Origin of the sequence: Enterocloster clostridioformis (assembly GCF_020297485.1) — a bacterium.
Classification (GTDB): Bacteria; Bacillota; Clostridia; order Lachnospirales; family Lachnospiraceae; genus Enterocloster; species Enterocloster clostridioformis.
On sequence record NZ_JAIWZC010000001.1, the window covers coordinates 4,965,377 to 4,991,025 of the forward strand.

At 51.8% G+C, this 25,649-nt stretch carries 17 protein-coding genes and 1 CRISPR repeat array; of the genes, 15 read left to right on the forward strand and 2 right to left on the reverse strand.

Features of this window, described 5'->3' with window-relative positions:
• Positions 1-61 precede the first annotated feature (61 nt).
• From tnpC to LA360_RS24960, 13 genes are all read left to right on the forward strand, one after another.
• Positions 62-1,711: an IS66 family transposase gene (gene tnpC / locus LA360_RS24900; protein ID WP_112483537.1), complete on the forward strand. Its 1,650-nt coding sequence runs from the start codon at positions 62-64 to the stop codon at positions 1,709-1,711.
• A gap of 275 nt (positions 1,712-1,986) precedes the next feature.
• Positions 1,987-2,904, forward strand: a complete 918-nt coding sequence (locus tag LA360_RS24905) for a magnesium transporter CorA family protein (RefSeq protein WP_022203235.1) — start codon at positions 1,987-1,989, stop codon at positions 2,902-2,904.
• Between the two features lie 349 nt (positions 2,905-3,253).
• On the forward strand, positions 3,254-3,415 hold the full coding sequence (locus tag LA360_RS24910) for a hypothetical protein (RefSeq protein WP_160116390.1): 162 nt from the start codon (positions 3,254-3,256) through the stop codon (positions 3,413-3,415).
• 183 nt (positions 3,416-3,598) lie between these two features.
• Positions 3,599-3,814 (forward strand): hypothetical protein, encoded by a 216-nt coding sequence (locus LA360_RS24915; protein ID WP_225537693.1) that lies wholly within the window; start codon positions 3,599-3,601, stop codon positions 3,812-3,814.
• A gap of 47 nt (positions 3,815-3,861) precedes the next feature.
• Complete coding sequence (locus LA360_RS24920; protein ID WP_112483566.1) at positions 3,862-6,822, forward strand: sigma 54-interacting transcriptional regulator; 2,961 nt, start codon at positions 3,862-3,864, stop codon at positions 6,820-6,822.
• 46 nt (positions 6,823-6,868) lie between these two features.
• Positions 6,869-7,507: a bifunctional 4-hydroxy-2-oxoglutarate aldolase/2-dehydro-3-deoxy-phosphogluconate aldolase gene (locus LA360_RS24925; RefSeq protein ID WP_022203232.1), complete on the forward strand. Its 639-nt coding sequence runs from the start codon at positions 6,869-6,871 to the stop codon at positions 7,505-7,507.
• The gene (locus tag LA360_RS24930) at positions 7,504-7,977 is read left to right on the forward strand and encodes a PTS sugar transporter subunit IIA (RefSeq protein WP_002588283.1); all 474 of its coding nucleotides are present in this window, start codon (positions 7,504-7,506) and stop codon (positions 7,975-7,977) included. The genes LA360_RS24925 and LA360_RS24930 overlap by 4 nt, the downstream gene beginning before the upstream one ends.
• A 30-nt stretch (positions 7,978-8,007) precedes the next feature.
• Entirely contained in the window at positions 8,008-8,286 is a 279-nt protein-coding gene (locus tag LA360_RS24935) for a PTS sugar transporter subunit IIB (RefSeq protein WP_002588284.1), read from the forward strand.
• Positions 8,287-8,352: 66 nt separating this feature from the next.
• On the forward strand, positions 8,353-9,720 hold the full coding sequence (locus LA360_RS24940; protein ID WP_022203231.1) for a PTS galactitol transporter subunit IIC: 1,368 nt from the start codon (positions 8,353-8,355) through the stop codon (positions 9,718-9,720).
• Entirely contained in the window at positions 9,704-11,344 is a 1,641-nt protein-coding gene (ilvD, locus tag LA360_RS24945) for a dihydroxy-acid dehydratase (RefSeq protein ID WP_089775446.1), read from the forward strand. The genes LA360_RS24940 and ilvD overlap by 17 nt, the downstream gene beginning before the upstream one ends.
• Positions 11,345-11,659: 315 nt before the next feature.
• Positions 11,660-12,364: a DUF5714 domain-containing protein gene (locus tag LA360_RS24950; protein ID WP_002588287.1), complete on the forward strand. Its 705-nt coding sequence runs from the start codon at positions 11,660-11,662 to the stop codon at positions 12,362-12,364.
• Between the two features lie 326 nt (positions 12,365-12,690).
• Entirely contained in the window at positions 12,691-17,037 is a 4,347-nt protein-coding gene (locus tag LA360_RS24955) for a DEAD/DEAH box helicase (RefSeq protein WP_089775444.1), read from the forward strand.
• 207 nt (positions 17,038-17,244) lie between these two features.
• A CRISPR array of direct repeats spans positions 17,245-20,571; the repeat unit is 33 nt; unit sequence GTCGAGGCCCGCGAGGGCCTTGTGGATTGAAAT.
• Between the two features lie 360 nt (positions 20,572-20,931).
• Complete coding sequence (locus tag LA360_RS24960; RefSeq protein ID WP_057571793.1) at positions 20,932-22,248, forward strand: replication-associated recombination protein A; 1,317 nt, start codon at positions 20,932-20,934, stop codon at positions 22,246-22,248.
• A gap of 47 nt (positions 22,249-22,295) precedes the next feature.
• Here LA360_RS24960 and LA360_RS24965 read toward each other — a convergent pair whose 3' ends face one another.
• Positions 22,296-22,439 (reverse strand): hypothetical protein, encoded by a 144-nt coding sequence (locus LA360_RS24965; protein WP_330411469.1) that lies wholly within the window; start codon positions 22,437-22,439, stop codon positions 22,296-22,298.
• A gap of 101 nt (positions 22,440-22,540) precedes the next feature.
• On the opposite strand from LA360_RS24965, the gene LA360_RS24970 reads away from it, so the two are divergent.
• Together LA360_RS24970 and LA360_RS24975 are read left to right on the forward strand one after the other, a co-directional pair.
• On the forward strand, positions 22,541-23,131 hold the full coding sequence (locus tag LA360_RS24970) for a zinc-binding metallopeptidase family protein (RefSeq protein WP_225537694.1): 591 nt from the start codon (positions 22,541-22,543) through the stop codon (positions 23,129-23,131).
• A 155-nt stretch (positions 23,132-23,286) separates the two neighbouring features.
• Complete coding sequence (locus LA360_RS24975) at positions 23,287-24,075, forward strand: SIMPL domain-containing protein (protein ID WP_022203226.1); 789 nt, start codon at positions 23,287-23,289, stop codon at positions 24,073-24,075.
• A 132-nt stretch (positions 24,076-24,207) separates the two neighbouring features.
• Here the strand turns inward: LA360_RS24975 and LA360_RS24980 are convergent, their stop codons facing one another.
• Positions 24,208-25,569, reverse strand: a complete 1,362-nt coding sequence (locus LA360_RS24980) for an MATE family efflux transporter (RefSeq protein WP_022203225.1) — start codon at positions 25,567-25,569, stop codon at positions 24,208-24,210.
• Positions 25,570-25,649: the final 80 nt, after the last annotated feature.

The window sequence follows — 25,649 nt, forward strand, 5'->3', positions numbered from 1 at the left end:
GAACGGAATGCTTTTTCTGGTATACTTTCTGGTAGAGATTTCAGAAAGTTGAGGCTGTGTTATGGATCCGCTTTTTACAGAGGAACAACTGAACAAGATGAGCAGGGAGGATATCATCTCCCTGATGAAAACCATGCGGGAGCATTATCAGAAACAGGAAACAAAGATCCAGATCCTCGAAGAAAAAACAAAGGAACTGGAATTCCTGAACGCGATGCTTTCTGACCGTCTGACTCTTGCGCAGCGGAAACAGTTTGGCCCATCCAGCGAAAAATATGCGGATGGCTATACGCAGCTGAACCTTTTTAACGAGGCAGAGCAGGAAGCAGAGCCTGATGCGCCGGAGCCGGAAATGGAGGAGATCCATCCGTCTTCCTATAAAAGAAAGAAACGTTCCGGCAAAAAGGAGGAAGATCTTTCCGCCTTTGAGACAACGGAAGTAATTGAGTATAAGCTGACCGGCGCGGACCGAAACTGTCCGGACTGCAATACCAAATATAAAGTCGTGACAAAAGAGACGGTGAAGCGCCTGAAGTTTGTGCCTGCACGGTTTGAAGTGGTGGAGGAGGTCACCTATGTTTACAGCTGCCCGAAATGCGGGGCGATGAAACGTCCGGAAAAGGCGCCTTCCCTTCTCAAAGGCAGTGTGGCAACACCATCCCTGGTGGCAGGCATCATGAACGCAAAGTATGTGGGCGGCATGCCCCTTGCGCGTCAGGAACGGGAATTCGCCCGTTACGACCTGAACCTTTCCACAAAGACCATGGCGAATTGGATCATCCAGTGTGCGGACCGGTATCTGCAGCCGCTTTATGAACTGATGAAGGAAGAATTCCTCCGGAGCCGGTACGCTCATGGGGATGAAACCCGTGTACAGGTAATCGATGAGCCGGAACAGAAAGGTTCCACCCAGAACTGGATGTGGGTCTATCTCACTGATGAATACAGCGGCGCACCCCGGATGGTCCTCTTCCAATACGAAAGAACCCGGGCGGGATATCATCCGGTGGAATTCCTTGGGGATCAGTACCAGGGATATTTCACCTGCGATGGATACCAGGCATATCACAGCCTTCCGGAAAGGATCACCGTGACAGGATGCATGGCCCATGCGAGGCGCAGATTTGATGAATCCCTGACCGTTTTGAAAAAGGACTTTACCAAAGAGCAGCTGAAGGAAACAACCGCATATCAGGCAATGGAACGGATCGGGATGTTCTATAAGATCGAGGAGATGATCCGTGACAAGTCACCGGAAGAAAGGTATGAAGAGCGTCAAAAGCAGGCAAAGCCGCTTTTAGAGGCTTTCTTCGAGTGGCTTCATACCCTGGAGGATGCTGTGGACAGATCTTCTAAGATCGGAGAGGCGGTCCTGTATACGCTGAACCAGGAAACCTATCTGAAAAGGTATCTGGAAGATGGCCATCTGAGTATTGACAATCTAGCTGCAGAGCGGGCACTGAAAAATTTTGCCATAGGGAGACGCAGCTGGCTGTTTGCCAAAAGCATCCGCGGGGCACAGGCCAGTGCGACTGTGTACAGCATCACAGAAACTGCGCTTCTGAATGGACTGAAGCCATACAACTATCTCACATATGTGATGGAAAAGATGAAAGAACTCGGTGCGTTTCCGGCAAAGGAAGAAATGCTGGAGCTTCTCCCATGGTCCTCCAATCTGCCTGATGATTGCCGCAGCAAACTTAAAAAGTAAAAAACAGATCTTCCCCCGGTAAGTGCTGGGGGATTTCTTATTTTGTCAAGATACGGATTATTACTTACTTACGATTTAATATTGAGGATATGGTGCTGATAACGGAGGACGGCTGTGAGGTGCTGACACCAAAGACGCCTCATTATCTGTAGGGAAACCAGTTGTTTCCTGCCTTTCTGAATCAGATGGCCGGGCAGCCTTAAGCAGGCGCCCGGCCTTTTGACGTCTTAGCTGTTCCGTGTTACAATGACATAAAAAAGCATGGGAGATACCATATGAAATACCATTGGAGCGAACACAGGAAGGGGGATGGGGATGCCGGGGCAGGGGCCGGACAGTCCCATTCGGTTGAAATCCTTTCCATGGAAGAATTCCGGAAGTCCTGGCCGGATATTTACAGGAGAACATTTTCCGGCAGCGGTCCGGACCATATCCGGTTCTGCAAGGCGGATGTGCTGCGGGGAACAGTGGCAGGCACCTTTGCCATTCCGTCCAAGGAGGACCCCTCCGGGGATAAGCAGGTTTTTGGCTACTGCCTTACCAGGGAACAGCTGATTTTTATGGATGACAGCGGCTATGTAAGAAGGCTTCTGGACGAAATGCAGGATTACCAGATGACGGATGTATCATCCCCTTCCCTGCAGCTCTTTGATGTGATGGAATATCTGCTGAAGGAGGATGTGATTTTTCTCCAGCAGTATGACGACAGCCTGACCCGTCTGGAGGAAGGGCTGCTTAAGAGGGAGACAGAAGAATTTGACGTGAGAATCCTGGCAGCCAGAAAGGATTTGTCCGCATTGAGTGCTTATTACGAACAGCTCTCCGACATGGGGGAGACACTCCAGCAGGATGCGGCAGAGAGGGGGAATGAGAGGGACAGCCTGCTTTTCGGCCTGTTTTCCGACAAGGCGGGACGCCTCTATTCTACGGTGCAGATGATGAAGGAGTATTCCATGCAGTTGCGGGAAATGCACCAGACCCAGGTGGACATACGCCAGAATGAAATCATGAAGTTCCTGACTATCGTGACAACGGTATTCATGCCTCTTTCCCTGATTGCGGGCTGGTACGGCATGAATTTTGTCAGCATGCCGGAGCTTAAATTCCCCTATGGCTACGCGGTGGTCTGCATTGTATGCCTGCTGATTGTGGCATTGGAAATATGGTTCTTTAAGAGGAAAAAGTGGTTTTAGGCCTGGAAAATGGCGGACATCAGAATGGGAATTAAAAATGGAATTAAAATTTTGTTAAGATTCTGTGTATAACATTGACAATCCATTGCCCATTTCGTATAATGCTGCATAACGCAGAGGTGTCTGCATTCAGACTATTTTTTAATACGGCTGTTTTAATACAGTGTATCAAGGATTGGCAAAAGGAGCTTGGAATAAGGATGGACGACGCTGACGGCGACGGAAACCAGGATTGCAACCATAATAAAATAGGATTATGCACCGGCAGATTTAGGGCATAACCTGCATCTTACACAAGATTGCAGGCTATGTCTTTTTGCGTTGCAGCAATACCTCATCTTGGAAGAAAGTGCAGGAATACCTGCCGGAGAAAAGCCGCCTGACAGAGTCCTGTCTGCCGGATGAATATTTTGTGGGTATTGGCAGGGTTGGCATACATATAGACCACTACAGGGTAAAGGAACCAAAGACGCGAATCATACTGTTTCACGGCATGGGGGAGGGGATGTAACGGAGGGCTTCTGTCGTTCATAGCAGTGCCTCTCATGAAGCGGGGATACGAGGTAATACGCCCGGACCTTCCCCTCTACGGGATGACGGAGTACTATGGAACGGTTGTCAACCGGAAAATGACAGATGGACGGATGCCAGTTTCAGCAGGCTGTTTTTTGACCGGCTGAATTGCAGTAAGGATATGAAGCTGTTAAAGGGAGCCGGCCATTTTCCCATAGAAAAGGAAGGGCTGGTGCATCTGGAGCAGTACTGTGTGGAATTTTTGGAGGAATGTCTGGCCCGGCACTGTGTAAGCGGCTTCCAGTTGAGGGCGCTGTATTGCAGGAACGGATGGGGATGTATGGGTGTTGTACCGGTTGGATTGCCATGTGGTAAATCATATGAAAAGATGGTATGATAATAAACATTGGCATAGGCCGTATGATTGTATGGGAGAGTGCGCGCATGGAAGAACAGATATTGCAAATCATAAAAGATGAGGACAGTAAGAATCCCCTGACAGACGAGGAGATAGCGTCCCGCCTGCAGGTGTTCAGGGAGGATGTGACCACGGTGCGCCGGAAGCACCATATACCTGATTCCAGGAAGAGGAGGAAGCCGGTCATATTTGAGGACATGAAGAGGATTCTGACAGAAAATCCGGGCTTGTCTGACAGAGGGCTTACCAGGATGTTGGAGGATGCCGGCTACAGGATAGGAAAATATGCCGCGGGCAAGCTGCGGGAAGAACTGTTGGAGTTATGGATTCCTTCCGGCGTCTGCCGGGAGAAGGAAAACGCCAGCCCGGCACCGGAATATGCGAAACATGCGGAATATGCGGAACATACAGAATCCGGGGCCGAGGATGACAGGGCAAATGTGTTCAGCGCTTTTGTGGGGTTTGACGGAAGCATGAAGACTCAGATTACCCGTGCCCAGGCAGCCGTATTGTATCCTCCCAGGGGGCTGCACTGCCTTATATACGGACCTTCGGGCGTGGGAAAGAGCTTTCTGGCTGAGCTCATGCATGAGTATGCCTGCGGTTCGGAAAATTTTGGAAAGGACGCTCCCTATTTTGAGTTTAACTGCGCGGATTATGCGGATAATCCCCAGCTTCTGCTGGCCCAGCTCTTCGGATACAGCAGGGGGGCATTCACCGGCGCCGCTGACAATAAAAAGGGAGTGGTGGAGCTGTGCAATGGGGGAATCCTGTTTCTGGACGAGGTGCACAGGCTTCCGCCGGAGGGCCAGGAGATCCTTTTCTACCTGATGGATAAGGGAAGGTTCAGACGCCTGGGGGAAGTGGATACCCAGCGGGAGAGCCATGTGATGGTTATTGCCGCGACCACGGAAAATCCTCAGAGCTCCCTGCTTCTGACCTTCAGGCGCAGAATTCCCATGGTCATAGAAATTCCTTCCTTAAAGGACCGGCCGGCGGGAGAGAAGCTGCAGTTTATCCTGCGTTTTTTTCAGTGGGAATCCAGGCGTCTGGGGAAACAGATAAAAATAAGACAGCAGGCGCTGTGGTGCCTGCTGGGCGGGGACTGCCCCGGCAATGTGGGACAGCTTAAATCAGATATCCAGGTGTGCTGCGCCAAAGCGTTTTTGGAAGGGCGGGCCAGAAAGGACGGGCGTATCACCGTGTCTTTCCCGAGCCTGACTGAGAACCTGAGGAAGGGGTATGTACCTGACCGGATTACCAAGGAGATAAAGGAGCTGTGCCCGGACGACTGTTATGTATTTCCCGATGATTCCGGGGAGGATGCCGGGAAATCCGGAACGGAAACCTTTCTGGAGGGCTTTAACATATATGAATCCCTGGAGGAAAAGTATGACCAGCTGCTGAGAGACGGCCTGAGGGAACGGGACATCGAAGTCCAGCTCACCGACGAGATAGAGTCCAGATTCCAGCGCCATATCCATGAATTCCAGAAGTCGGGCATCCGGGAGGACGAGATTGCTTCCATCGTGGGGGACGACATCCTGAGCATGACAAGGGATATCTGTGAACTGGCCAGGAAACGGCTTCCGGGGCTGGAGGAACAGGTGGTGTTTCCTCTGGCTATTCATCTGAACATGGCCATGGAGAGGATGCGCAGCCATGGGCGTATGGTTTACCCCGGCATGGAAAATATTCGTCAGCAGTCCTACGAAGATTATGAGGCCGCCTGCTATGCCGTGGATGAAATACAAAAAAAGTATTATCTCACTCTGCCGGAGGAGGAAAAGGCATTCCTGGCCATGTACTTTAGGAAATTCAGAAAAAAGGACATGGCCCAGGAGGGGAAGATTGCGGTGCTGGTGGTATCCCACGGTCCGGTGGCCAGCGCAATGGCCCAGGTTGCCAATGCCATCATGGGAACGGAACACGCCGTTGGTGTGGATATGAACCTGTGGGATACGCCGGCCCAGATGGCGGAAAAGACAGTGGATATGGCCAGGCGCGTAAACCAGGGAAAAGGCTGCATCGTGCTGGCGGACATGGGGTCTCTCCTGAATGTGGGCCAGAAGATTCGGGAGGAGACAGGTATGCGGGTCCGCGTGCTGTCACGCACAGACACCATGATGGTGGTGGAAGCAGTGCGCAAGACCATGTGGACAGACGAATCCCTGAACGAGATTGCGGATGAGCTGGACAAGATAAAGCTTACCGGAACCAGGGAACAGGCGGAAGCCAGGAAAAAGGCGATTCTGTGCCTGTGCATCACAGGCCAGGGGGCCGCCGTGAAATTGAAGGAGCATCTGACGGAGCGCCTGAAGAGCAACCTGTCCGGGACGGTTATAGTGACCAGGGGATATATTGAGGATTCCAGCATTGAACGCATCATTGCCAACACGGAAAAGGAGTATGAGATACTGGCCATTGTGGGCACCATTAATCCGGAGTCAGGCACCTATCCGTTTATATCTGTAAGCCGGATCTACAGCCCGGAGGGCATCGGGGAGCTTCGCGGCATATTAAAGCGGAGCGCCATGTTCGAGGAAAACCAGCTGTCAGAGGTTATCTCCCCGGACCATATTTATATAAGGACAGAGGCGGAGTTCAAGGACCAAATTATAGATGAGGCAGTGGGACATATGGAAGAGGAAGGATTGGTCCGGCAGGAATTCCTTCTCAGCGTCTATAAACGGGAGGGAATGATGACCACCCGGCTCAGCCAGGGTATTGCCATTCCCCACGGCGACCCCGGATTGGTTACAAAACCAGTCATTTCCGTTACAAAATTAGACAAACCTGTTTTGTGGGATGGGGTCAACACTGTGGATGTTATTTTTATACTGGGGATTCAGGAAGATTCCAGAAAATATTTTGAACAGCTGTATCAGATTATTTCTGATGAATCTATGGTTTCTGCCATCCGTGCCAGCCGGACACGAGAAGAAATATGGAATCTGTTATGTAAAAATACAAAATTAGTCAATTAGTTGGCATCATTCTTGCTCTATATATTGTCAGAAAGGAGCGAGAATGATGAATATAGAGAAATTTCCGAAAGTGACAGTAATCTTAAGAGGCTATACCTATTCACAGACCCGCACGGTTGTCAGGAACCTGGTGGGGACCTGCTTAGGCTCCGTTGAAATTACCATGAATACTCCGGGAGCCCTGGAATCCATACGGAAAATCAGCCAGGAATTTGGAGGACAAATCATGGTGGGAGCCGGCACGGTCCTTACCTATGAAGAAGCCGTGGAGGCCATTGAGGCAGGTGCAGCCTTTTTGTTGTCTCCCACGGTATTTGAGAAGCGTATATTGGACCTGTGCCGGGAGCGCGGCGTGGTTTCTGTGCCGGGTGCTTTTTCACCTTCGGAAATCAGACAGAGCTTCCTGGACGGGGCGGATATCGTGAAGATATTCCCGGCAGGCAGGCTGGGAAGCAGATATGTGTCAGACATCCAGGCGCCTCTGGGGAAAATGCCTCTGATGGTCGTGGGGGGCATCGGCACCTCAAATGTGCAGGAGTACTTTGCGGCAGGGGCATCATTTGCGGGAATCGGTTCGGGTATTTTCCTGAAAGAGGATATACTGAATGAGAATGAAGAGGGAATCCGCGGTTCCATAGCAGCCATGGAAGAGAAAATGAAGAGTATGGAGGAAAAAGAATCATGAGCGGCATTGCGTTTAATGAATCATTGATTCTGAAATTTGACAAACCCATGACGGACCGGGAGGTTTTGTCCGCCATGACAGATTATCTTTGTGAAAAGGGCATTGTAAAGGATACATATAAGCAGGCCATCCTGGAGCGGGAGCAGTCCTTCCCCACAGGACTTAAGACAGGGGGAATCAATGTGGCCATTCCCCATGCGGATATCTGCCATGTCAATGAGGCGGCCATCTGTGTGGCCGTGCTTAAGACACCGGCTCCATTCAGGGCTATGGATGAGCCTGACAATGACGTACCGGTAAGCCTGGTCATCATGCTGGCCCTCACAGAGGCCCACGGACATATTGAAATGCTTCAGAGAATCGTGAAGCTGATTCAGAACCAGGAGGATGTGAAACACATAGTGGAGGCGGGACAGCCTGACATCATCCATAAAATCATCAAGCAGTACCTGCTGGAAGATGGGAACTAAAAATAAGATTATCCAAAGGAGAATATAAAAATGAAGCGTATATTAGTGGCATGTGGAAATGGAATCGCAACATCAACCGTAGTGGCAACCAAGATCAGGGAGAAATGTGAGGACAATGGAATCCCGGTATCAGTAACCCAGTGCAAGCTTCTGGAGGTGGAATCCAAGGCAGATGATTTTGATTTGCTGGTTACGACGGGAAAGTTCACGGGCGGCAATGTGAATATTCCGGTGGTAGGCGCCATTTCCCTGCTGACAGGAATTAACGAGGACGCGACGCTGAATGAGCTTCTGTCCTATCTGAAGTAAAAAGGGGTTTAGGCAGACAGCCATTGGCTATGAAAGACAAATGAAATCTTAGGGGAGATTAATCATATGCAGATACTTTATAATATTTTCAATACGATTCTGGACGCAGGCGCAGTGGTCATGCTTCCAATCATCATAACCATCATAGGGCTTATTTTCCGCGTGAAATTATCAAAGGCATTCAGAAGCGGTCTTACCATCGGCATTGGCTTTGCGGGTATCAATCTGGTCATCAACATGATGAAGAGCAATCTGGGACCTGCCGCCCAGGCCATGGTGCAGAATTTCGGCATTAAGCTGGATATTCTGGATGTGGGCTGGGGTGCCATCGCGGCAGTTACATGGTCATCGCCCATTATCGCCATCCTTATATTTTGTATCCTGGCAACTAACATTGTCATGCTGGTACTGAAAGCCACTGATACTCTGGATGTGGATATCTGGAATTATCATCACATGGCAATCGTTGGAATCATGGTTTATTTTGTGACTAAAAATGTGGCAATGGGTATCGGCGCAACGGTTATCATGGCCATCATCACATTCAAGCTGTCAGACTGGACCGCGCCTTTGGTAGAGGATTACTTCGGCATTCCCGGCGTATCCCTTCCAACCATGTCGGCCCTTTCCTCCATCATTATCGCAGCGCCCCTTAACTGGCTTCTGGATAAGATACCCGGAATTAACAAGATTGATTTTGAAATCAAGGATGCTAAGAAATACCTGGGATTTTTTGGCGAACCCACCATCATGGGTCTGGTACTTGGCTGCATTATAGGTGTTCTGGCCAAGTATTCAGTGGCTGATATCATGGCGCTGGGCGTGAACATGGCGGCTGTCATGGTACTGATTCCCAAGATGACCTCTCTTTTCATGGAAGGACTCATGCCAATCTCAGAGGCTGCCAAAAAGTTTACCCAGGAGAAGTTTAAGGGCAGGAAATTCCTCATTGGTCTGGATGCGGCGGTTGTAGTGGGAAATCCTGATGTCATCACCACATCCCTGATAGTCATTCCGTTGACTATCCTTATGGCTGCCGTTCTTCCGGGAAACCGCGTGCTTCCCTTCGCGGATCTGGCAGTTGTGACCTTCCGTGTGGCCCTGGTGGTTGCAATCACCAGAGGAAACCTGTTTAAGAACATCATCATGGGCCTGGTATGCACAGGAGCCATTCTGCTGGCAGGTACGGCCACAGCGCCGGTTCTGACCCAGCTGGCCACTTCCGTGGGACTGGACCTGGGAGAGGGAATGATTACATCCTTTGCGGCCACCAGCCTTACGGTTAGCTTTCTGGTGTATGAGGCATTCATCAAGAGGCCGTACATCTTTGTGCCGGTGCTGATTGCTGTTATGGCAGCCGTATGGGTGTTCATGAATCGTTATAACAAGAAGAAAGCAGTTTTAGCAGGAGGAAACGATGTTGCGGGCAATTGATAAATTGGAGCCGTTCCAGAAAGCCATATCCAAGGCCCATCTGGCATCGGCAGGTGTTTCTATTGACTCCCTGGACCACAAGCCTCTCATTGCCATTGCCAACAGCTGGAATGAGATATGTCCCGGGCACGAGCCTTTAAAACAGCTGGCTGAGGAGGTAAAGAAGGGAATACTGGAAGCCGGCGGCGAGCCCATTGAGTTCAACACGGTAGCCATGTGTGACGGCATTGCCCAGGGGCATTCCGGTATGCGTTACTGCCTGCCCCACAGGGAAATTATCACGGATTCCATCGAGGCCATGGTGGTGGGAGAGGGCGTGTTTGACGGAGTGGTGTACATGGGCTCCTGTGATAAAATTGTGCCGGGAATGCTGAACGCGGCGGCACGGATTGACCTGCCGTCAGTCATTGTCACAGCCGGTCCCTGCTATGCCCAGATAAAGCCCAATGAGTCAAAGGAGCTGCGCCAGCAGTTCCTGCGGGGCGAGATAACAGAGCGTCAGCTGATTGAGGGGACGCTTAAGTATTACACAGGGCCCGGAATCTGCCCCTTCCTGGGGACAGCCAATACCATGGGCGCCCTCTGTGAGTCCCTGGGAATGATGCTGCCGGGAGGAAGCCTGATTCCTTCCAGCACCAGCATGCGCCGTTTCAACGCAAGGGAATCAGGGCGGGCCGTGATGAAGATGGTGGAGATGCAGATTCGTCCCAGCCAGATTATGACGCGGGAGGCGCTTAAGAATACCATCACCCTTCTTTCCGCTATCGGAGGGTCCCTGAATGCCCTGATTCATCTTCCGGCGCTGGCGGCAGAGCTGGGGATTTCCCTGGACTGGGATGATTTTTCAAAGATTACCACCACCACGCCGGTACTGTGTTCCATTGTACCCAACGGAAACAGGACCGTGGTAGACCTGCACTGCGCAGGCGGAATACCGGCCGTGATGAAAGAGCTGGAGTCTGTGATGAACAAGGATGTGCTGACTGTGACAGGGGAAACGCTGGGGCAGATTCTGGAGCGTACGCCTCAGGGAGACAGGGAAGTGATAAAGTCTATGGACGAGCCTGTATCCAGGGCGGACGGAATCCAGGTGCTCTATGGCAATCTGGCGCCTCAGGGAGCCCTGGTAAAGACATCGGCAGTTCCCACGGAGGTGCGCCGCTTTAAGGGCACGGCCAGGGTATTTGAGGGCGAGGATGAGTGTTATGCCGCTTTCCGTGCAAAGGAGATAAAGGAAGGCGACGCCGTCATCGTACGCTATGAAGGACCTAAGGGAGGTCCGGGAATGAAGGAGCTGCACCGGATTACGGAAATCATCAAGTGCATTCCCAACACAGCGGTTATCACCGACGGCCGTTTCTCAGGGGCCAGCGGAGGCTTAAGCATTGGCTATCTGTGCCCTGAGGCAGCGGATGGAGGTCCTATTGCCCTGGTAAGGGATGGGGACAGGATAACCGTGGATTTGTATAAGGATTATCTGCATCTGGAGGTCAGCGACGAGGAGCTGGAAGCCAGACGCAGAGAATGGAAGGCAGTCACACGTCCAAGGGAAAAGGGCCTTCTCGGCCGGTACGCCCGCCTGGTGAACACAGCCAGGTCAGGCGCTGCCCTGAACAGGGAGTAGAAAGCAGAGGAATGATAAGGGAAACCATAACAGAATATATGATACGATGAGGAAAAAGAGTGTAAACCGGTTCCGGGAGCAGACGGTTTATGCTCTTTTTCAATTTGCGGGAAAACCGGCAGGGCCGGATGTATGTGTGTGTCCGGGCGGCCGGATGATTTTTGGGGGACGGGGTGGATAAAGAGCGGGAAGCGGATGCAAAAACGCGGATGCAAAAACGGAAAAAATAAGTATTAACCGGGATAGGGATTATGGTATACTGGAATGAGATTGTCTTGAGAATAAGAAATAAATGGTTAATGGGAGGATACGACAATGGAAGAACAAAAAACGGGATGTCTGGTGTGCGGAGCGCCGCTGGAATATCTTCAGAGTCAGATTGAAATGGAATGTACCTACTGTCACAAAAAGTTTATGAGTAATGCCAGATGTGTGAACGGTCATTTTATCTGTGACAGCTGCCATGAGCAGATGGGCCTGCGTGTCATTGAAGATATATGCAGGCATACAGACAGCAGGGACCCGGTGGCAATCATGAAGAAAATCATCCTGTCCCCCTATATCTATATGCATGGACCGGAACACCATGTGCTGGTGGGATCCGTGCTTCTGGCCGCCTATAAAAATGCCGGGGGAGAACTGGATTTGGACGCTGCCCTGGAGGAGATGAGAAACAGAGGAACGCAGGTGCCGGGAGGTATCTGCGGTTTGTGGGGAACCTGCGGGGCGGCCGTGAGTACGGGCATCTTTATCAGCCTGATTACCGGGGCATCACCTTTAAGCGGAAAAGAGTGGGGGCTTTGCAATGAGATGACTTCCAGAAGCCTTGGGGCTATTGCTAAAACAGGGGGCCCCAGATGCTGTAAACGGGATTCCTACACAGCCATATTGCAGGCGGTGGATTTTGTGGGAGAGAAATTCGGGATATGGATGGAACGGCCCAAAAAGACAGTATGCGGATTGTACGACCGGAACGAACAGTGCCTGAAGGAAAAATGTCCTTACAATCCGTTGGGATAAATGGCTGAACAAGTGAGGCGGGTCTAAGGACAGGATATCCCCGTGCCCGTCCGTCCGGTGGGTCATCAGATTATCATTCCGGCGAGCTCTGATTCTGCCAGCTATTGATATGAATATGGTATACAATAAGTTTGGGGTTAAGGGTGCCTGCGCCGTCTGGGCTGCCGCAAATAAAGACCGGAAAAGACGGTTTAAAAAGCAGTTCTGCCATGTCAGTCATAGACAGCCAAAACGGTGCAATGATATAATAATATAAATACCCGGAGATTTCCGGGAAAAAATCCAGACAACAGGAATGACATACAACTGTCCGCATGGAGGAGCTTATGCAAGAGGATACCCTAAAACAATTCCTGCCCGCCACTGAAAGATGGTTTAGGAAAACATTCGGAGAACCCACCAAAATACAGAAGGAAGCTTGGCCTGCCATTGCTGACGGAAGGCATGTGCTGGTCAGCGCTCCAACCGGTACAGGAAAGACCCTTTCAGCCTTCCTGGTGTTCATAGACCAGTTGGGCGGACTGGCAGGGAGAGGGGAGCTTAAGGATGAGCTGTATGTGATATATGTGTCTCCCCTTAAGTCTCTGGCAGGGGATATCAGGGAAAATCTCCGTAAACCTTTGGAGGGGATTGAGGCGGAAGCTCTTGAGGAAAACAGATTCCGTCCGGAATCCGAAGAACCTGGAGAGGGCACGCCGGGAGGCGGACCGGGTAAACAATCCATAGGGCAGATTCAGGCCGCCATCCGTACCGGGGACACGCCTCAGAAAGAGCGCCAGAGGATGGTAAAGCATCCGCCTCATATACTGATTATCACGCCGGAATCCCTGTATCTCATGCTTACATCCAAATCCGGCCGCCAGGTGTTAAAGACCGCAAGGGCGATCATTTTGGACGAGCTTCACGCCCTTATAGATACCAAGAGGGGAGCGCATCTGATGCTGTCAGTGGCCAGACTGGATAAACTTTGCAGGCGCAGGCTTCAGAGAATTGGCCTGTCCGCCACCATTGAGCCGTTGGAGCTTGCGGCCGCCTATCTGTCCCCGGAACCGGCCGTCATCTGTGCCCCATCCATGGATAAGCAGGTGGAAATTCAGGTCGTTGGCACGGCTCCTGCTGTGGGAAGACGGAAGGACCCGGTATGGGAAGAACTGGGAATGGCAGTGTACCGCCAGTGCTTAAGCTGTAAGAGTGTGATTGCATTTTCCGAGGGAAGACGGTATGTGGAAAAACTGGCATATTATGTAAATCTTCTGGGCGGGGACGGGTTTGCCAGAGTCCACCACGGAAGTCTGTCAAAGGAACAGCGGGATGAAGTGGAACGGGATTTAAGAGAGGGACGGCTGCGGCTGTTATGTGCCACATCATCCATGGAATTGGGCATTGACGTGGGGGACGTGGAGCGGGTTTTGCAGGTCGGATGCCCCCGTACCATTTCCAGCACCATGCAGCGGCTGGGCCGGGCCGGCCATAATCCGGGCCGGGTCAGCGTCATGTACATGTATCCCAGGACCGCGCCTGAGGCAGTATATTGCGGCATGACCGCACAGGTGGCCCGCCATGGAGGCGTGGAACGGGCCAATCCTCCGCGCATGTGCCTGGATGTGCTGGCCCAGCATTTGGTTTCCATGGCTTCGGGAGAGAGCTACAGCATAGCTGATGTGATGGAAGTCCTGGAGCGGTCCTACCCATTTTATCAGGTGACCAGGAAGGATGTGGAGGATGTCCTTGCCATGCTGGCAGGAGATTATGAGCACAGCCGGGAAATACCGGCTCGTCCAAGGATTTTGTACGACCGGATACACGGACGGGTGGCCGGGGATGTTTACAGTCGTATGCTGGCCACGGCGGCAGGAGGGACCATACCCGATAAAGGGATGTATGCAGCCAAAACAGAGGACGGGGTGAAGTTAGGAGAGCTGGACGAAGAATTTGTCTATGAATCCAGGATTGGGGACCGTTTCATGCTGGGGTCATTTGGCTGGCGTGTGGTCCGTCAGGATAAGGACTCTGTTATCGTGACCCAGGCCCCGGCTGAAGGCGCCAGACTTCCATTCTGGAAGGGGGAGACAAAAGGAAGGGATCTTCGGACCAGTCTTGCCTTTGGCCGTATATTCGGAGAGCTGGAGAAGGCCTGCCGTGACGGAGAGCTGGAAAAAGCCCTGGGAAAACTGGGGTTAGACGAGTCCGCGTCGTCCAATGCGTCCGGCTTTATACAACGTCAGATTCAGGCCACAGAAGGACTGCCTGATGACAGGACCATAGTGGTGGAGCATTTTAAAGACAGTACAGGGAGCCACCAGGTCATGGTCCATGCTTTGTTTGGCAGACGGGTAAATGGCCCGCTGTCCCTCGTCCTGCGTCATATGATACGGAACACCATGGGATTGGATGTGGGAAGTGTGGATGAGGAGGATGGATTTCTTCTGTATCCTTACGGCAGGGAGCAATTGCCGGAAGGGCTTTTGTTCCAAATCAACCCGGACCAGGTACGGCCGGTGCTGGAAGCAATCCTGCCTGATACTCCTCTGTTTGGCATGACATTCCGCTACAATGCTGCCCGTGCCCTGATGATGGGCATGAAACGGGGCGGGCGCCAGCCTCTTTGGATGCAGCGCCTTAAAAGCACGGAAATGTTAAGCTCCCTGATGGACCAGCCGGATCATCCCCTGATTCGTGAGACGAAACGGGAATGTCTGGAACACCAGTGGGATATCAGCGGAGTGATGGAGATACTGGCCAAGATCCGTTCCGGCCTTATTACAGTCAGAGAAATCTGGCTGGATGTCCCTTCTCCCATGTCTCTGCCCTTCCAGTGGCAGGCGGAGGCGGAAGAAATGTATGAGTACTCACCGGTGACACCTAAAATCCGCCAGACTGTGCAGGAAGATTTGAAGAAGGCACTGCTCAAGCCCACAGCAGAGGAACTGGCCAGGGGATGGACACGGAAAAAAATGCCGGAAAATGAGGAGGAGCTTCATTCCCTTCTCATGATGGAGGGGGATTTGGAGGCAGGGGAGCTGGACATACCGGCTGAATGGCTGGATACCCTGGCTCGGCAGGGACTGGCCTGTTATGTGGAGCCCGGAATCTGGATAGCGGCAGAACACGAGGACGAATATATGAGGGCATTGCGGCAGCAGGATGAGGAGGCAGGAATGCATATTATCCGCCGGATGCTCTACTACCGGGGCGGTCAGACTGCGGGGGATGTAAGGGAACGGTATTTTCTGTCTGAGAAAATGACAGAGGAGCTTTTGGATAAACTGTGCCGCTGCAAACATGCAGTGGAGGACCAGGGTGTATATTATCACGAAAAGCTCTATGAGAGAGCCAGGGAAGGCCATATACGCAGCCTGCGAAGCCACGCGGTCACACAGCCGGCTTCCCATTATGCCGCGCTTATGGCCTCAAGGGCAGTGGTACATTCCACGTCAGAAGAACAGTTAAGGGAGGCCATGGAAAGAGGATGCAGAAAACCATGCCCTGTACGCTTTTGGGAAAATGTGTACTTTGCCAGGCGGGTGGAGCGCTATGGAGGCAGCTATCTGGACCGGCTGCTGGCACAGGGGGATTATTTCTGGAGAATGTCGCCGGAAGGAACCCTTTGCTTTTGCAGCTATGAGGACATTGACTGGGAGGCAGACGTCGGAGCGCAGGCAGCAGGATTTGAGGGAGATGTGATTGAAGGAGAGGTGATTAAGAGAGATGTATTTAAGGAAAATGCGTTTAAGGAAGATGCGTTTAAGGAAGATGAACCTAAGGTGGGGGAGCTTAAAGGAGATGAGCTTCTCATGTACAGGGAGTTAAAACGCAGAGGAGCCAGTTTCCTTAAATTCCTTACAAAGATACCGAAGGAAGGCAGCGCCCAGGAAGTACTGTTAAGTCTGGCTGAAAAGGGTCTGGTATGTGCAGACAGTTTTGTGCCTGTAAGGCAATGGCAGAACCAGGACAAGGTGAGGAAAGCTGCTGTCAGACAGCGCGTGAATACCAGGGTCATGGCCCTGTCGGCAGGGCGGTGGGACATAGTAAGGCCAGTAAAAAAGTATGGGCCGGAGGAATGGCTGGAGCTGTTTTTGGATGAAAATATGATTCTGTGCCGTGAGACTTTTAAAAAGTCCATACAGGCTGTGTCAGACTCTCCCTATGCCCTGACCGGAGAAGATGGGAAGAAGTGGGATTGGAGCTGGGCGCAGGCATTGGAAATTCTGCGTGTCTGGGAATATACGGGCCGCATTCGCAGAGGCTATTTTGTGGAGGGGATGTCGGGCGCCCAATTTGTCCGCAGCGAGGATTACGATGCCGTGACCGGTGCACTGAGGGAGCCGGATGACCATGTGGTGTGGTTAAACGGAACAGACCCGGCCCTGGTGTGGGGAAAAGTCCTGGAATTTCCGGAGAAATGTGGATTTCTGGCAGTGGCCGGAACAGCGGTGGCCCTGAAAGCGGGAAATCTGGCAGCTGTAATGGAACGCCAGGGCAGGGTACTGCGCATTTACGATGTCAATGATATGAAGGAAGTGATGGCGGAATTTGTCCGTGCGTTCAAGCAGGGAGCTATATATCCGGAACAAAAGAGGCTTGTTTTGAAAGAGTATCCGGCGGAGGCGGCAGAGGCACTGCAGCATGCGGGATATATGCGTGAAATGAAGGATTATGTAGTGTATAAGTAGAGTGTGATTTCTGTGAGGCGGAATCCCATCAAACCAGGTGCGAATGCCAAGCTAACATGAAATGCCTGGGAGATTCGCACCTGAAAAACAGCGGAAAAGCCGTGAAAATAGGCTGGGTGAATGGATGGAGGAGGTTGAAATAAGGAGGGGAGGACATAATGCATAAAAAGTTAGGGGGATGTGGAGGGATTGTTGGATAGTTTTGCTGTCGAGGCCCGCGAGGGCCTTGTGGATTGAAATCAGATGTCCCATCCACACCCATATCTGCATCCGAGTCGAGGCCCGCGAGGGCCTTGTGGATTGAAATAATTAGGAGGTAAATGTACATGAGTGATATAAATGTCGAGGCCCGCGAGGGCCTTGTGGATTGAAATCCGTATATGCTCACTCACTGTCATTTTTTCCCTCGTCGAGGCCCGCGAGGGCCTTGTGGATTGAAATGCGTATACGGTAAATGCAGCCCGTATAATCCACGTCGAGGCCCGCGAGGGCCTTGTGGATTGAAATCGTGTCTATCACAGGAATTTTCTTTTGCTGGGAAGTCGAGGCCCGCGAGGGCCTTGTGGATTGAAATAAGTCCTTTTGGACGATTTATAATTGTAATATGCAGTCGAGGCCCGCGAGGGCCTTGTGGATTGAAATTCAAATCCTATAACTCAAGTTATTCGGCAAGTCGTCGAGGCCCGCGAGGGCCTTGTGGATTGAAATCCGTTTTCTCACCTGCTGTAGAAATCAAGAGAATGTCGAGGCCCGCGAGGGCCTTGTGGATTGAAATTCCTCCGCGTTCATTGATGTGCGTCCATCCTCCCTGTCGAGGCCCGCGAGGGCCTTGTGGATTGAAATCTCTGCGACTGAGCAATCAGGGTCACAAGGCATCGTCGAGGCCCGCGAGGGCCTTGTGGATTGAAATCCTTGACTGTGGAATAATTGCCTCCAACCTCTTTGGTCGAGGCCCGCGAGGGCCTTGTGGATTGAAATGGCGCAATGGCCAAGGCTTTTGGATTTGGTGAACAGGTCGAGGCCCGCGAGGGCCTTGTGGATTGAAATCCTGACCTACAACCGGATTGTAGGCCGGGGATTTTGTCGAGGCCCGCGAGGGCCTTGTGGATTGAAATCTGCCCTTACATTATGGCAAGGGCATAAAAGAATGTCGAGGCCCGCGAGGGCCTTGTGGATTGAAATTGGAACATCGGGTTGTATACGCCGTAGGTATCATCGTCGAGGCCCGCGAGGGCCTTGTGGATTGAAATCTTGTCCCAGCACCTCCAGGAACGCCAGGAAGATGTCGAGGCCCGCGAGGGCCTTGTGGATTGAAATAACGTGAACCGGGGGTATCTGATGATAGTGGACGGTCGAGGCCCGCGAGGGCCTTGTGGATTGAAATTACCGCCAGCACGGTTCCGGCCGGGCTGCTTCCTGGTCGAGGCCCGCGAGGGCCTTGTGGATTGAAATAGCTGGTCCGCCGCCTCCTGGGCCTTTCGCACCAGTCGAGGCCCGCGAGGGCCTTGTGGATTGAAATGCCGGCATCGTGGCAGCGGAGGCGGTAAAACGCGGTCGAGGCCCGCGAGGGCCTTGTGGATTGAAATCGGAAACAGGTTTGCAAGTGCCCGGGTGAATCCCGTCGAGGCCCGCGAGGGCCTTGTGGATTGAAATTTTAAACAGATGATGGAGCCTGTCCTGGAACTGGGTCGAGGCCCGCGAGGGCCTTGTGGATTGAAATATCTGGGACCGCATGACACTCAGACAGATTATGGTCGAGGCCCGCGAGGGCCTTGTGGATTGAAATCAGATTGCAGGATTGGTAGTCAGAAACTGTGGCTCGTCGAGGCCCGCGAGGGCCTTGTGGATTGAAATTCCCTACGAACCCGGTATAGGTTGTCCTCATACTGTCGAGGCCCGCGAGGGCCTTGTGGATTGAAATGTTTATAATACAATTAAAAGGCGGCAGGACTTTTCGTCGAGGCCCGCGAGGGCCTTGTGGATTGAAATCATTGAAGCAATTAAAGACCACGGCTATGAAAATGTCGAGGCCCGCGAGGGCCTTGTGGATTGAAATCGACCGGCAGATAATCAACCGCATCCGTGAGTGGTCGAGGCCCGCGAGGGCCTTGTGGATTGAAATATTCGGGGGATGATGCGGTATTTGTTGGAGTAATGTCGAGGCCCGCGAGGGCCTTGTGGATTGAAATAAATTTGTTCCAACCGACCTTGACATATTCGAGCGTCGAGGCCCGCGAGGGCCTTGTGGATTGAAATATGGAAATTGGGGACGGATTGTTTTCTCAGGTCCTGTCGAGGCCCGCGAGGGCCTTGTGGATTGAAATCTCGTCTGTGATTGTCCGTACATCCAGCATATCAGTCGAGGCCCGCGAGGGCCTTGTGGATTGAAATACAGAAGATATTAGATAGATTTATCATTAAGTAGTCGAGGCCCGCGAGGGCCTTGTGGATTGAAATAGTTAGATAAAGAGGGAAAAAATGACAGTGAGTGGTCGAGGCCCGCGAGGGCCTTGTGGATTGAAATACTGGGAAAGGCCGTGAAGGCAGGGTTCCAGGGGGTCGAGGCCCGCGAGGGCCTTGTGGATTGAAATTCCAATTCTCCCGGAAATGCTAATTTCCTGTTTCTGGTCGAGGCCCGCGAGGGCCTTGTGGATTGAAATTGCTTGGATAGCAAGTAGGATTTCCGGTCAAGCAGTCGAGGCCCGCGAGGGCCTTGTGGATTGAAATTATATGATGTAACTATGTTTTCTGCTTTTGCGTCGTCGAGGCCCGCGAGGGCCTTGTGGATTGAAATCCTATGCCAGCTGTGCAGCCGGTCATTGTATAAGGTCGAGGCCCGCGAGGGCCTTGTGGATTGAAATATTGATAACTTATTACACATAAATCAGATAAATGTCGAGGCCCGCGAGGGCCTTGTGGATTGAAATCCCATGCCAATTGTGTCTACATGATGTATTTCACGTCGAGGCCCGCGAGGGCCTTGTGGATTGAAATGCGGGAATGTCGGTTGACCAGTACCGGACCATGATGTCGAGGCCCGCGAGGGCCTTGTGGATTGAAATTCTTATACTCATAATAGATTTCCTCCATGGTATGTCGAGGCCCGCGAGGGCCTTGTGGATTGAAATCAGTAGGTGTATACTGGCTATAATCGCCACATAACGTCGAGGCCCGCGAGGGCCTTGTGGATTGAAATCACAAAAAATAGGCTGGAAGAGCTTGAGGACGAAGTCGAGGCCCGCGAGGGCCTTGTGGATTGAAATTCGATGATGGACAGCAACTCATTGAGTAAGTACCGTCGAGGCCCGCGAGGGCCTTGTGGATTGAAATTGTTGCTGCAGGTAAAAAAATGAACGGCGTTATAGGTCGAGGCCCGCGAGGGCCTTGTGGATTGAAATTCTTTTCTCACCGGACAATATCATGTCAAACCACGTCGAGGCCCGCGAGGGCCTTGTGGATTGAAATCACCATGGTCTGTCCGGGGAGTTGAACCCCGCCCTGGTCGAGGCCCGCGAGGGCCTTGTGGATTGAAATATAACATGCTTTATATACATATGCTTTTCCTTTCCACCACTGCTGGATATGTGGTTTATTTTAGCTGGCTGATTTCGTGATAGGCTTCCAGAATACCATTTTTGGCTGCTTTTTATACAGTATCAATATCAACCCAATACCAACACTCACCCAATACCACCCCAATACTAACACCAATTCTTAATCATGCAGAACCATTAGGCAATTGCGAAACTCACTGACCAGAATTTATGCACATCGTATAGGAATGAATCTAAATTGAATATATTAAGCAAGATATTTTGTGCAAGGTGAATATAAAAATTCAGAGTTTCGTAATTACCTAATGCAGAACCATTTATGAAAGGAGAGGGAAAAGCCATGAAACAGATGTCATTATTCGATGACAGAGAAGTATACAATCCCCTGGCCAGCAGGCTGCGTCCGGATGACCTGGATGGATTTGTGGGACAGGAGCATCTTTTGGGAAAGGGGAAGCTGCTGCGCCAGCTCATAGAGCAGGATAAGATTCCATCCATGATTTTCTGGGGGCCTCCCGGCGTGGGTAAGACCACACTGGCGGGAATCATTGCAAAGCGGACCAATGCCCAGTTCATTAATTTCAGCGCTGTTACCAGCGGTATCAAGGAAATCAAGGAGGTCATGGCCCAGGCTGAGAACAGCCGGAGGATGGGAATTAAGACTCTTTTATTTGTGGACGAGATACACCGTTTTAATAAGGCTCAGCAGGATGCATTTCTCCCTTATGTTGAAAAGGGAAGCATCATTCTGATTGGGGCCACCACGGAGAATCCTTCCTTTGAGATAAACAGCGCTCTCCTGTCACGGTGCAGGGTCTTTGTGCTCCAGGCATTGACGGAGGATGACCTGGCCCGCCTTATAAAGAACGCGCTTAAAAGTCCTAAAGGACTGGGCTATTTGAACGTGGAAATCACGAACCATATGATCGAAATGATTGCCGGGTTTGCAGACGGGGATGCCAGGACGGCTCTGAACACCCTGGAAATGGCAGTGACAAACGGGGTAATCAGTCCGGATAAGACCACGGTCACAGAGGATGTGTTGAAGCAGTGCATCGGAAAAAAGAGTCTTTTGTACGATAAGAAAGGGGAAGAACACTACAACCTTATATCCGCGCTCCACAAGTCCATGCGCAATTCTGACCCGGACGCAGCCGTATACTGGCTGGCGCGTATGTTGGAAGCTGGGGAGGATCCTCTGTATGTGGCCCGCAGGCTGGTCCGTTTTGCCAGCGAGGACATAGGGATGGCGGACAGTCAGGCACTGACGCTGGCAGTGTCTGCCTACCAGGCCTGTCATTTTCTGGGAATGCCCGAATGTAATGTACATCTGAGCCACGCCGTAATTTACCTGTCCATGGCGCCTAAATCCAACTCCGCCTATATGTCCTATGAATCCGCCAAGGCAGACGCCCAGAACATGCTGGCGGAGCCGGTGCCCCTTACCATACGCAACGCTCCCACCGGACTCATGAAGGACCTGCATTATGGCGACGGCTATGTGTATGCCCATGATACAAAGGAAAAGATAGCCCGGATGCAGTGCCTGCCGGACTCCCTGGAGGGAAGAAAATATTACCGTCCTACGGACCAGGGCGCGGAAGAACCTGTAAAAGGCAGGCTGGAGGAAATCAGAAAGTGGAAGAGGGGGGAATAAAGCCCACTGGCTGCTCCCTCCAACCGTCCCATATCCCGTTCAATAAGTTAAACAATCATCAGTTCCTTTGTCATGGTATTCAGGGATTCACAGCCCTTTTCCGTAATCACGATTAAATCCTCTATGCGTATGCCAGACCTTCCCGGCAGGTAAATGCCGGGCGGTCCGGGATTATGTGGACAGCCTCGCAATCCCCTAGGATTTTTCGGTTGAGGACAACGGCCATATCGTTGTAAAGGCTGCCGGGAAAACAGCGCATGCCGCCTTTCCCGAGGGTTCTGACAGCGCGGCGGTGAAGCTGGCCCGTGTGCTGGCCGGAGCCCCCTTCCTGACAGAGAAGGAAAAAGCCTGCTTCCGGTTCCCGGACCAGGGATTTGCTGATTATTATGGGGAAGGTATGGGCATCGGCTTTGAGGGTGGACTGTCCGGCAGGCTTACCCTGGCGGGAGGCATGGCCAGGACAGAGAGGGGACGGTTCATACAGAATTTTAATATCCGTTATCCGGTGACGGCCGACGCGGAAGCACTGGTGCGGCAGATGAGCGCGATAGCCGGAACATACGGGTGGATTCTGGACTGGAACCGGGATAACCCGCCCTGTGTCATTGACCCGGAAAGCCCGGTGGTAAGGGAGCTTACGTCCCTGTGCTGCCAGGTGCTGGGGACAGAGGCAGAAGCCTGCTCCATGGACGGCGGCACCTACGCCAGGAAGCTGCCAAATGCGGTCGCCTTTGGGCCGGGCATCCGGGGACAGAAAAAGCCCTGTCCTCCGGGCCACGGCGGCGGCCAGCCGGACGAATGCGTGAAGATTGAAAATCTCACCAATGCCATGGAGATATACATAGAAGCCCTTAAACGGCTGGATGTTCTGATAGGGGGATAACACATCCCCTGTTTTCTCCTCCTTATTTTGACCGTAAATATTAAGAAAGCCGTCAGGTCTCTCCCGGCTCTTACGTGCTATACTAAAACCACCACAACCTGCGCCGGGCGCGCAGGTTTGCAGGAACATGTATATAAAAGGAGGTTTGTGAGGGATTGGAAGAGAACAGGGAGAAAAAGGAAAAGACAGGCTTTATGGCCCAGGGCAGATCTGTGCTTATCGCACTCATCGCTGCGCTCAGCGCCATTATCTGCGTCAGCATCTTTACAGGCGGACTGGTGGATTATAAGAAGAACGGCGGGGGAAGCGGAATCACGGCCACCGGTTCTGCCAGCTGTGATTTTGAGTCGGACTTGATTGTGTGGAGAGGCAGCTTTTCTGTCCATGGGAATACGCCCAGGGATGCCTACGCCATCATCAAGAAGGACGCGGAACTGGTAAGGCAGTATCTGAAGGAGAACCAGGTGGCGGAGGATGAGATGATATTCAGTTCCGTCAACATTTCCCAGACCTATACATCCAGATACGATGACGAGGGCAAATACCTGGGAGATGAGCCGGACGGATATGATCTGACCCAGAGTCTGACGGTTTCATCCTATGATATTGACAAGGTAGAAAATATTTCCAGGGATATCACTAAGCTGATTGAATCAGGAGTGGAGTTCGAGTCTGAGCTGCCGGAGTATTATTACACCAAGCTGGATGAGGTGAAGCTGGATCTGATTGAGAAAGCCACTGCCAATGCAAAGGAGCGCATTGATATCATGTCTGCCGGTTCAGGAGCAAAGGCAGGCAAGCTGTTAAGCGCGGCCCTGGGCGTGTTCCAGATTACTGCAAAGAATTCCGGGTCGGAATCCTACAGCTACGACGGATACCTGGACACCAGCTCCCGGTATAAGACTGCCAATATTACGGTGAGATTGAATTACGCGGCGGAGTAGCCAATGCAATCAGATCGGCAAACGGGCTGTTTGGGAATATAATCTGTTCCCAAACAGCCCGTTTTGTATTGTTTATCCAGACATAAATTAGTAGCCGGCATTCATAATCTGATATACCTTATCCGGCATTCATCAGGCGGCTGGCTGTCCCAGTGGTTTTATCTTATCCAGATAAATCTTGCGGAACAGGACGGAGCTGAGCACCACGGAGGTGATTTCAGCCAGAGGCAGGGAGAGCCACACTGCATGCAGCCCAAAGGTCCGGGCAAAAAACCAGGCCAGGGGAAGGATACATACAAGCTGTCTGGCTGCGGATATAATCAGGCTGTATACGCCGTTGCCCAGAGCCTGGAACACGGATCCCACTATGATGCAGTATCCTGCGAACAGGAAGCTGAGGCTGATGATCCGCAGGGCGGGGACGCCGATGGACAGCATTTCCTCGTCTGCCTGGAAGAGCGTGAGCAGCTGGGGCGTCATAAGGTGGAACACCATCAGTCCGATGAGCATGATGCCCATCGCGATGCCGATGCTCAGCCAGACCGTTTCCATGATGCGTTTTTTGCTGCGGGCCCCGTAGTTGTAGGCCACAATAGGTATCATGCCGTTGTTCAGTCCGAATATGGGCATGAAGATAAAGCTTTGAAGCTTGAAATATACTCCGAATACGGCTACGGCTGTTTCGGAAAATCCAATCAGGATTTTATTCATTCCAAAGGTCATGACAGAGCTGATGGACTGCATGATAATGGAGGGCACGCCTACCTGGTAGATAATGGAAATAGTTCTCCAGTTAGGGGTGAACGATCTGAAATTAATCCGTACCTCCTTGTTCTTGGCATGGTTCAGGATGAGGGCCAGGAACATGGCCACAATCTGGCCGAATACAGTGGCGGCGGCAGCTCCCTGGATTCCCATTTTCGGCACTCCAAACAGGCCAAAGATAAGAATGGGGTCCAGTATAATATTGATAATGGCGCCGGTGCCCTGTGTAATCATGCAGTAAAAGGTCTGGCCCGTGGACTGAAGAATACGCTCGAACATCATTTCACCAAATAGCCCGAAGCTGAAGATGCAGACAATCTGAAGATATTGTACGCCGTATTCAATGATGACCGGGTTGTTTGTCTGGCTCTCAAAGAACAGCCTGGAGCCGAACAGGCCGAAGACTGCGAAGGCCAGGAAACTCAGGAAGGCCAGGAACAGGCCGTTGACAGCAGCCAGATTGGCCGCCTTTGAATTTTTCTCCCCCAGGGAACGGGACAGCAGGGCGTTGACGCCCACACAGGTTCCGGCAGATACTGCAATCAGCAGGTTCTGGATGGGAAATGCCATGGATACCGCAGTCAGGGCAGCCTGGTTAATCATGGATACAAACACGCTGTCCACGATGTTGTACAGGGCCTGCACCAGCATGGAGATAATCATGGGCAGGGACATGGATATGAGCAGCTTATTAATGGGCATGACGCCCATTTTGTTTTCTTGTGACATGTAGTGCGACTTCCTTTCTCATTTGTGCATGAAAGATATTGTAACATTACTTATAACGGTAAGTCAATGACATATGGGGG

Excerpts from the sequence above, each read along its gene's own strand:
- LA360_RS24920 (WP_112483566.1), top strand. The coding sequence starts at position 3,862 with ATGGAAGAACAGATATTGCAAATCATAAAAGATGAGGACAGTAAGAAT.
- LA360_RS24905 (WP_022203235.1), top strand. The coding sequence starts at position 1,987 with ATGAAATACCATTGGAGCGAACACAGGAAGGGGGATGGGGATGCCGGG.
- LA360_RS24915 (WP_225537693.1), top strand. The coding sequence starts at position 3,599 with ATGAAGCTGTTAAAGGGAGCCGGCCATTTTCCCATAGAAAAGGAAGGG.
- tnpC (WP_112483537.1), top strand. The coding sequence starts at position 62 with ATGGATCCGCTTTTTACAGAGGAACAACTGAACAAGATGAGCAGGGAG.
- LA360_RS24935 (WP_002588284.1), top strand. The coding sequence starts at position 8,008 with ATGAAGCGTATATTAGTGGCATGTGGAAATGGAATCGCAACATCAACC.
- LA360_RS24925 (WP_022203232.1), top strand. The coding sequence starts at position 6,869 with ATGAATATAGAGAAATTTCCGAAAGTGACAGTAATCTTAAGAGGCTAT.
- LA360_RS24960 (WP_057571793.1), top strand. The coding sequence starts at position 20,932 with ATGAAACAGATGTCATTATTCGATGACAGAGAAGTATACAATCCCCTG.
- LA360_RS24930 (WP_002588283.1), top strand. The coding sequence starts at position 7,504 with ATGAGCGGCATTGCGTTTAATGAATCATTGATTCTGAAATTTGACAAA.
- ilvD (WP_089775446.1), top strand. The coding sequence starts at position 9,704 with ATGTTGCGGGCAATTGATAAATTGGAGCCGTTCCAGAAAGCCATATCC.
- LA360_RS24980 (WP_022203225.1), bottom strand. The coding sequence starts at position 25,569 with ATGTCACAAGAAAACAAAATGGGCGTCATGCCCATTAATAAGCTGCTC.
- LA360_RS24955 (WP_089775444.1), top strand. The coding sequence starts at position 12,691 with ATGCAAGAGGATACCCTAAAACAATTCCTGCCCGCCACTGAAAGATGG.
- LA360_RS24940 (WP_022203231.1), top strand. The coding sequence starts at position 8,353 with ATGCAGATACTTTATAATATTTTCAATACGATTCTGGACGCAGGCGCA.
- LA360_RS24950 (WP_002588287.1), top strand. The coding sequence starts at position 11,660 with ATGGAAGAACAAAAAACGGGATGTCTGGTGTGCGGAGCGCCGCTGGAA.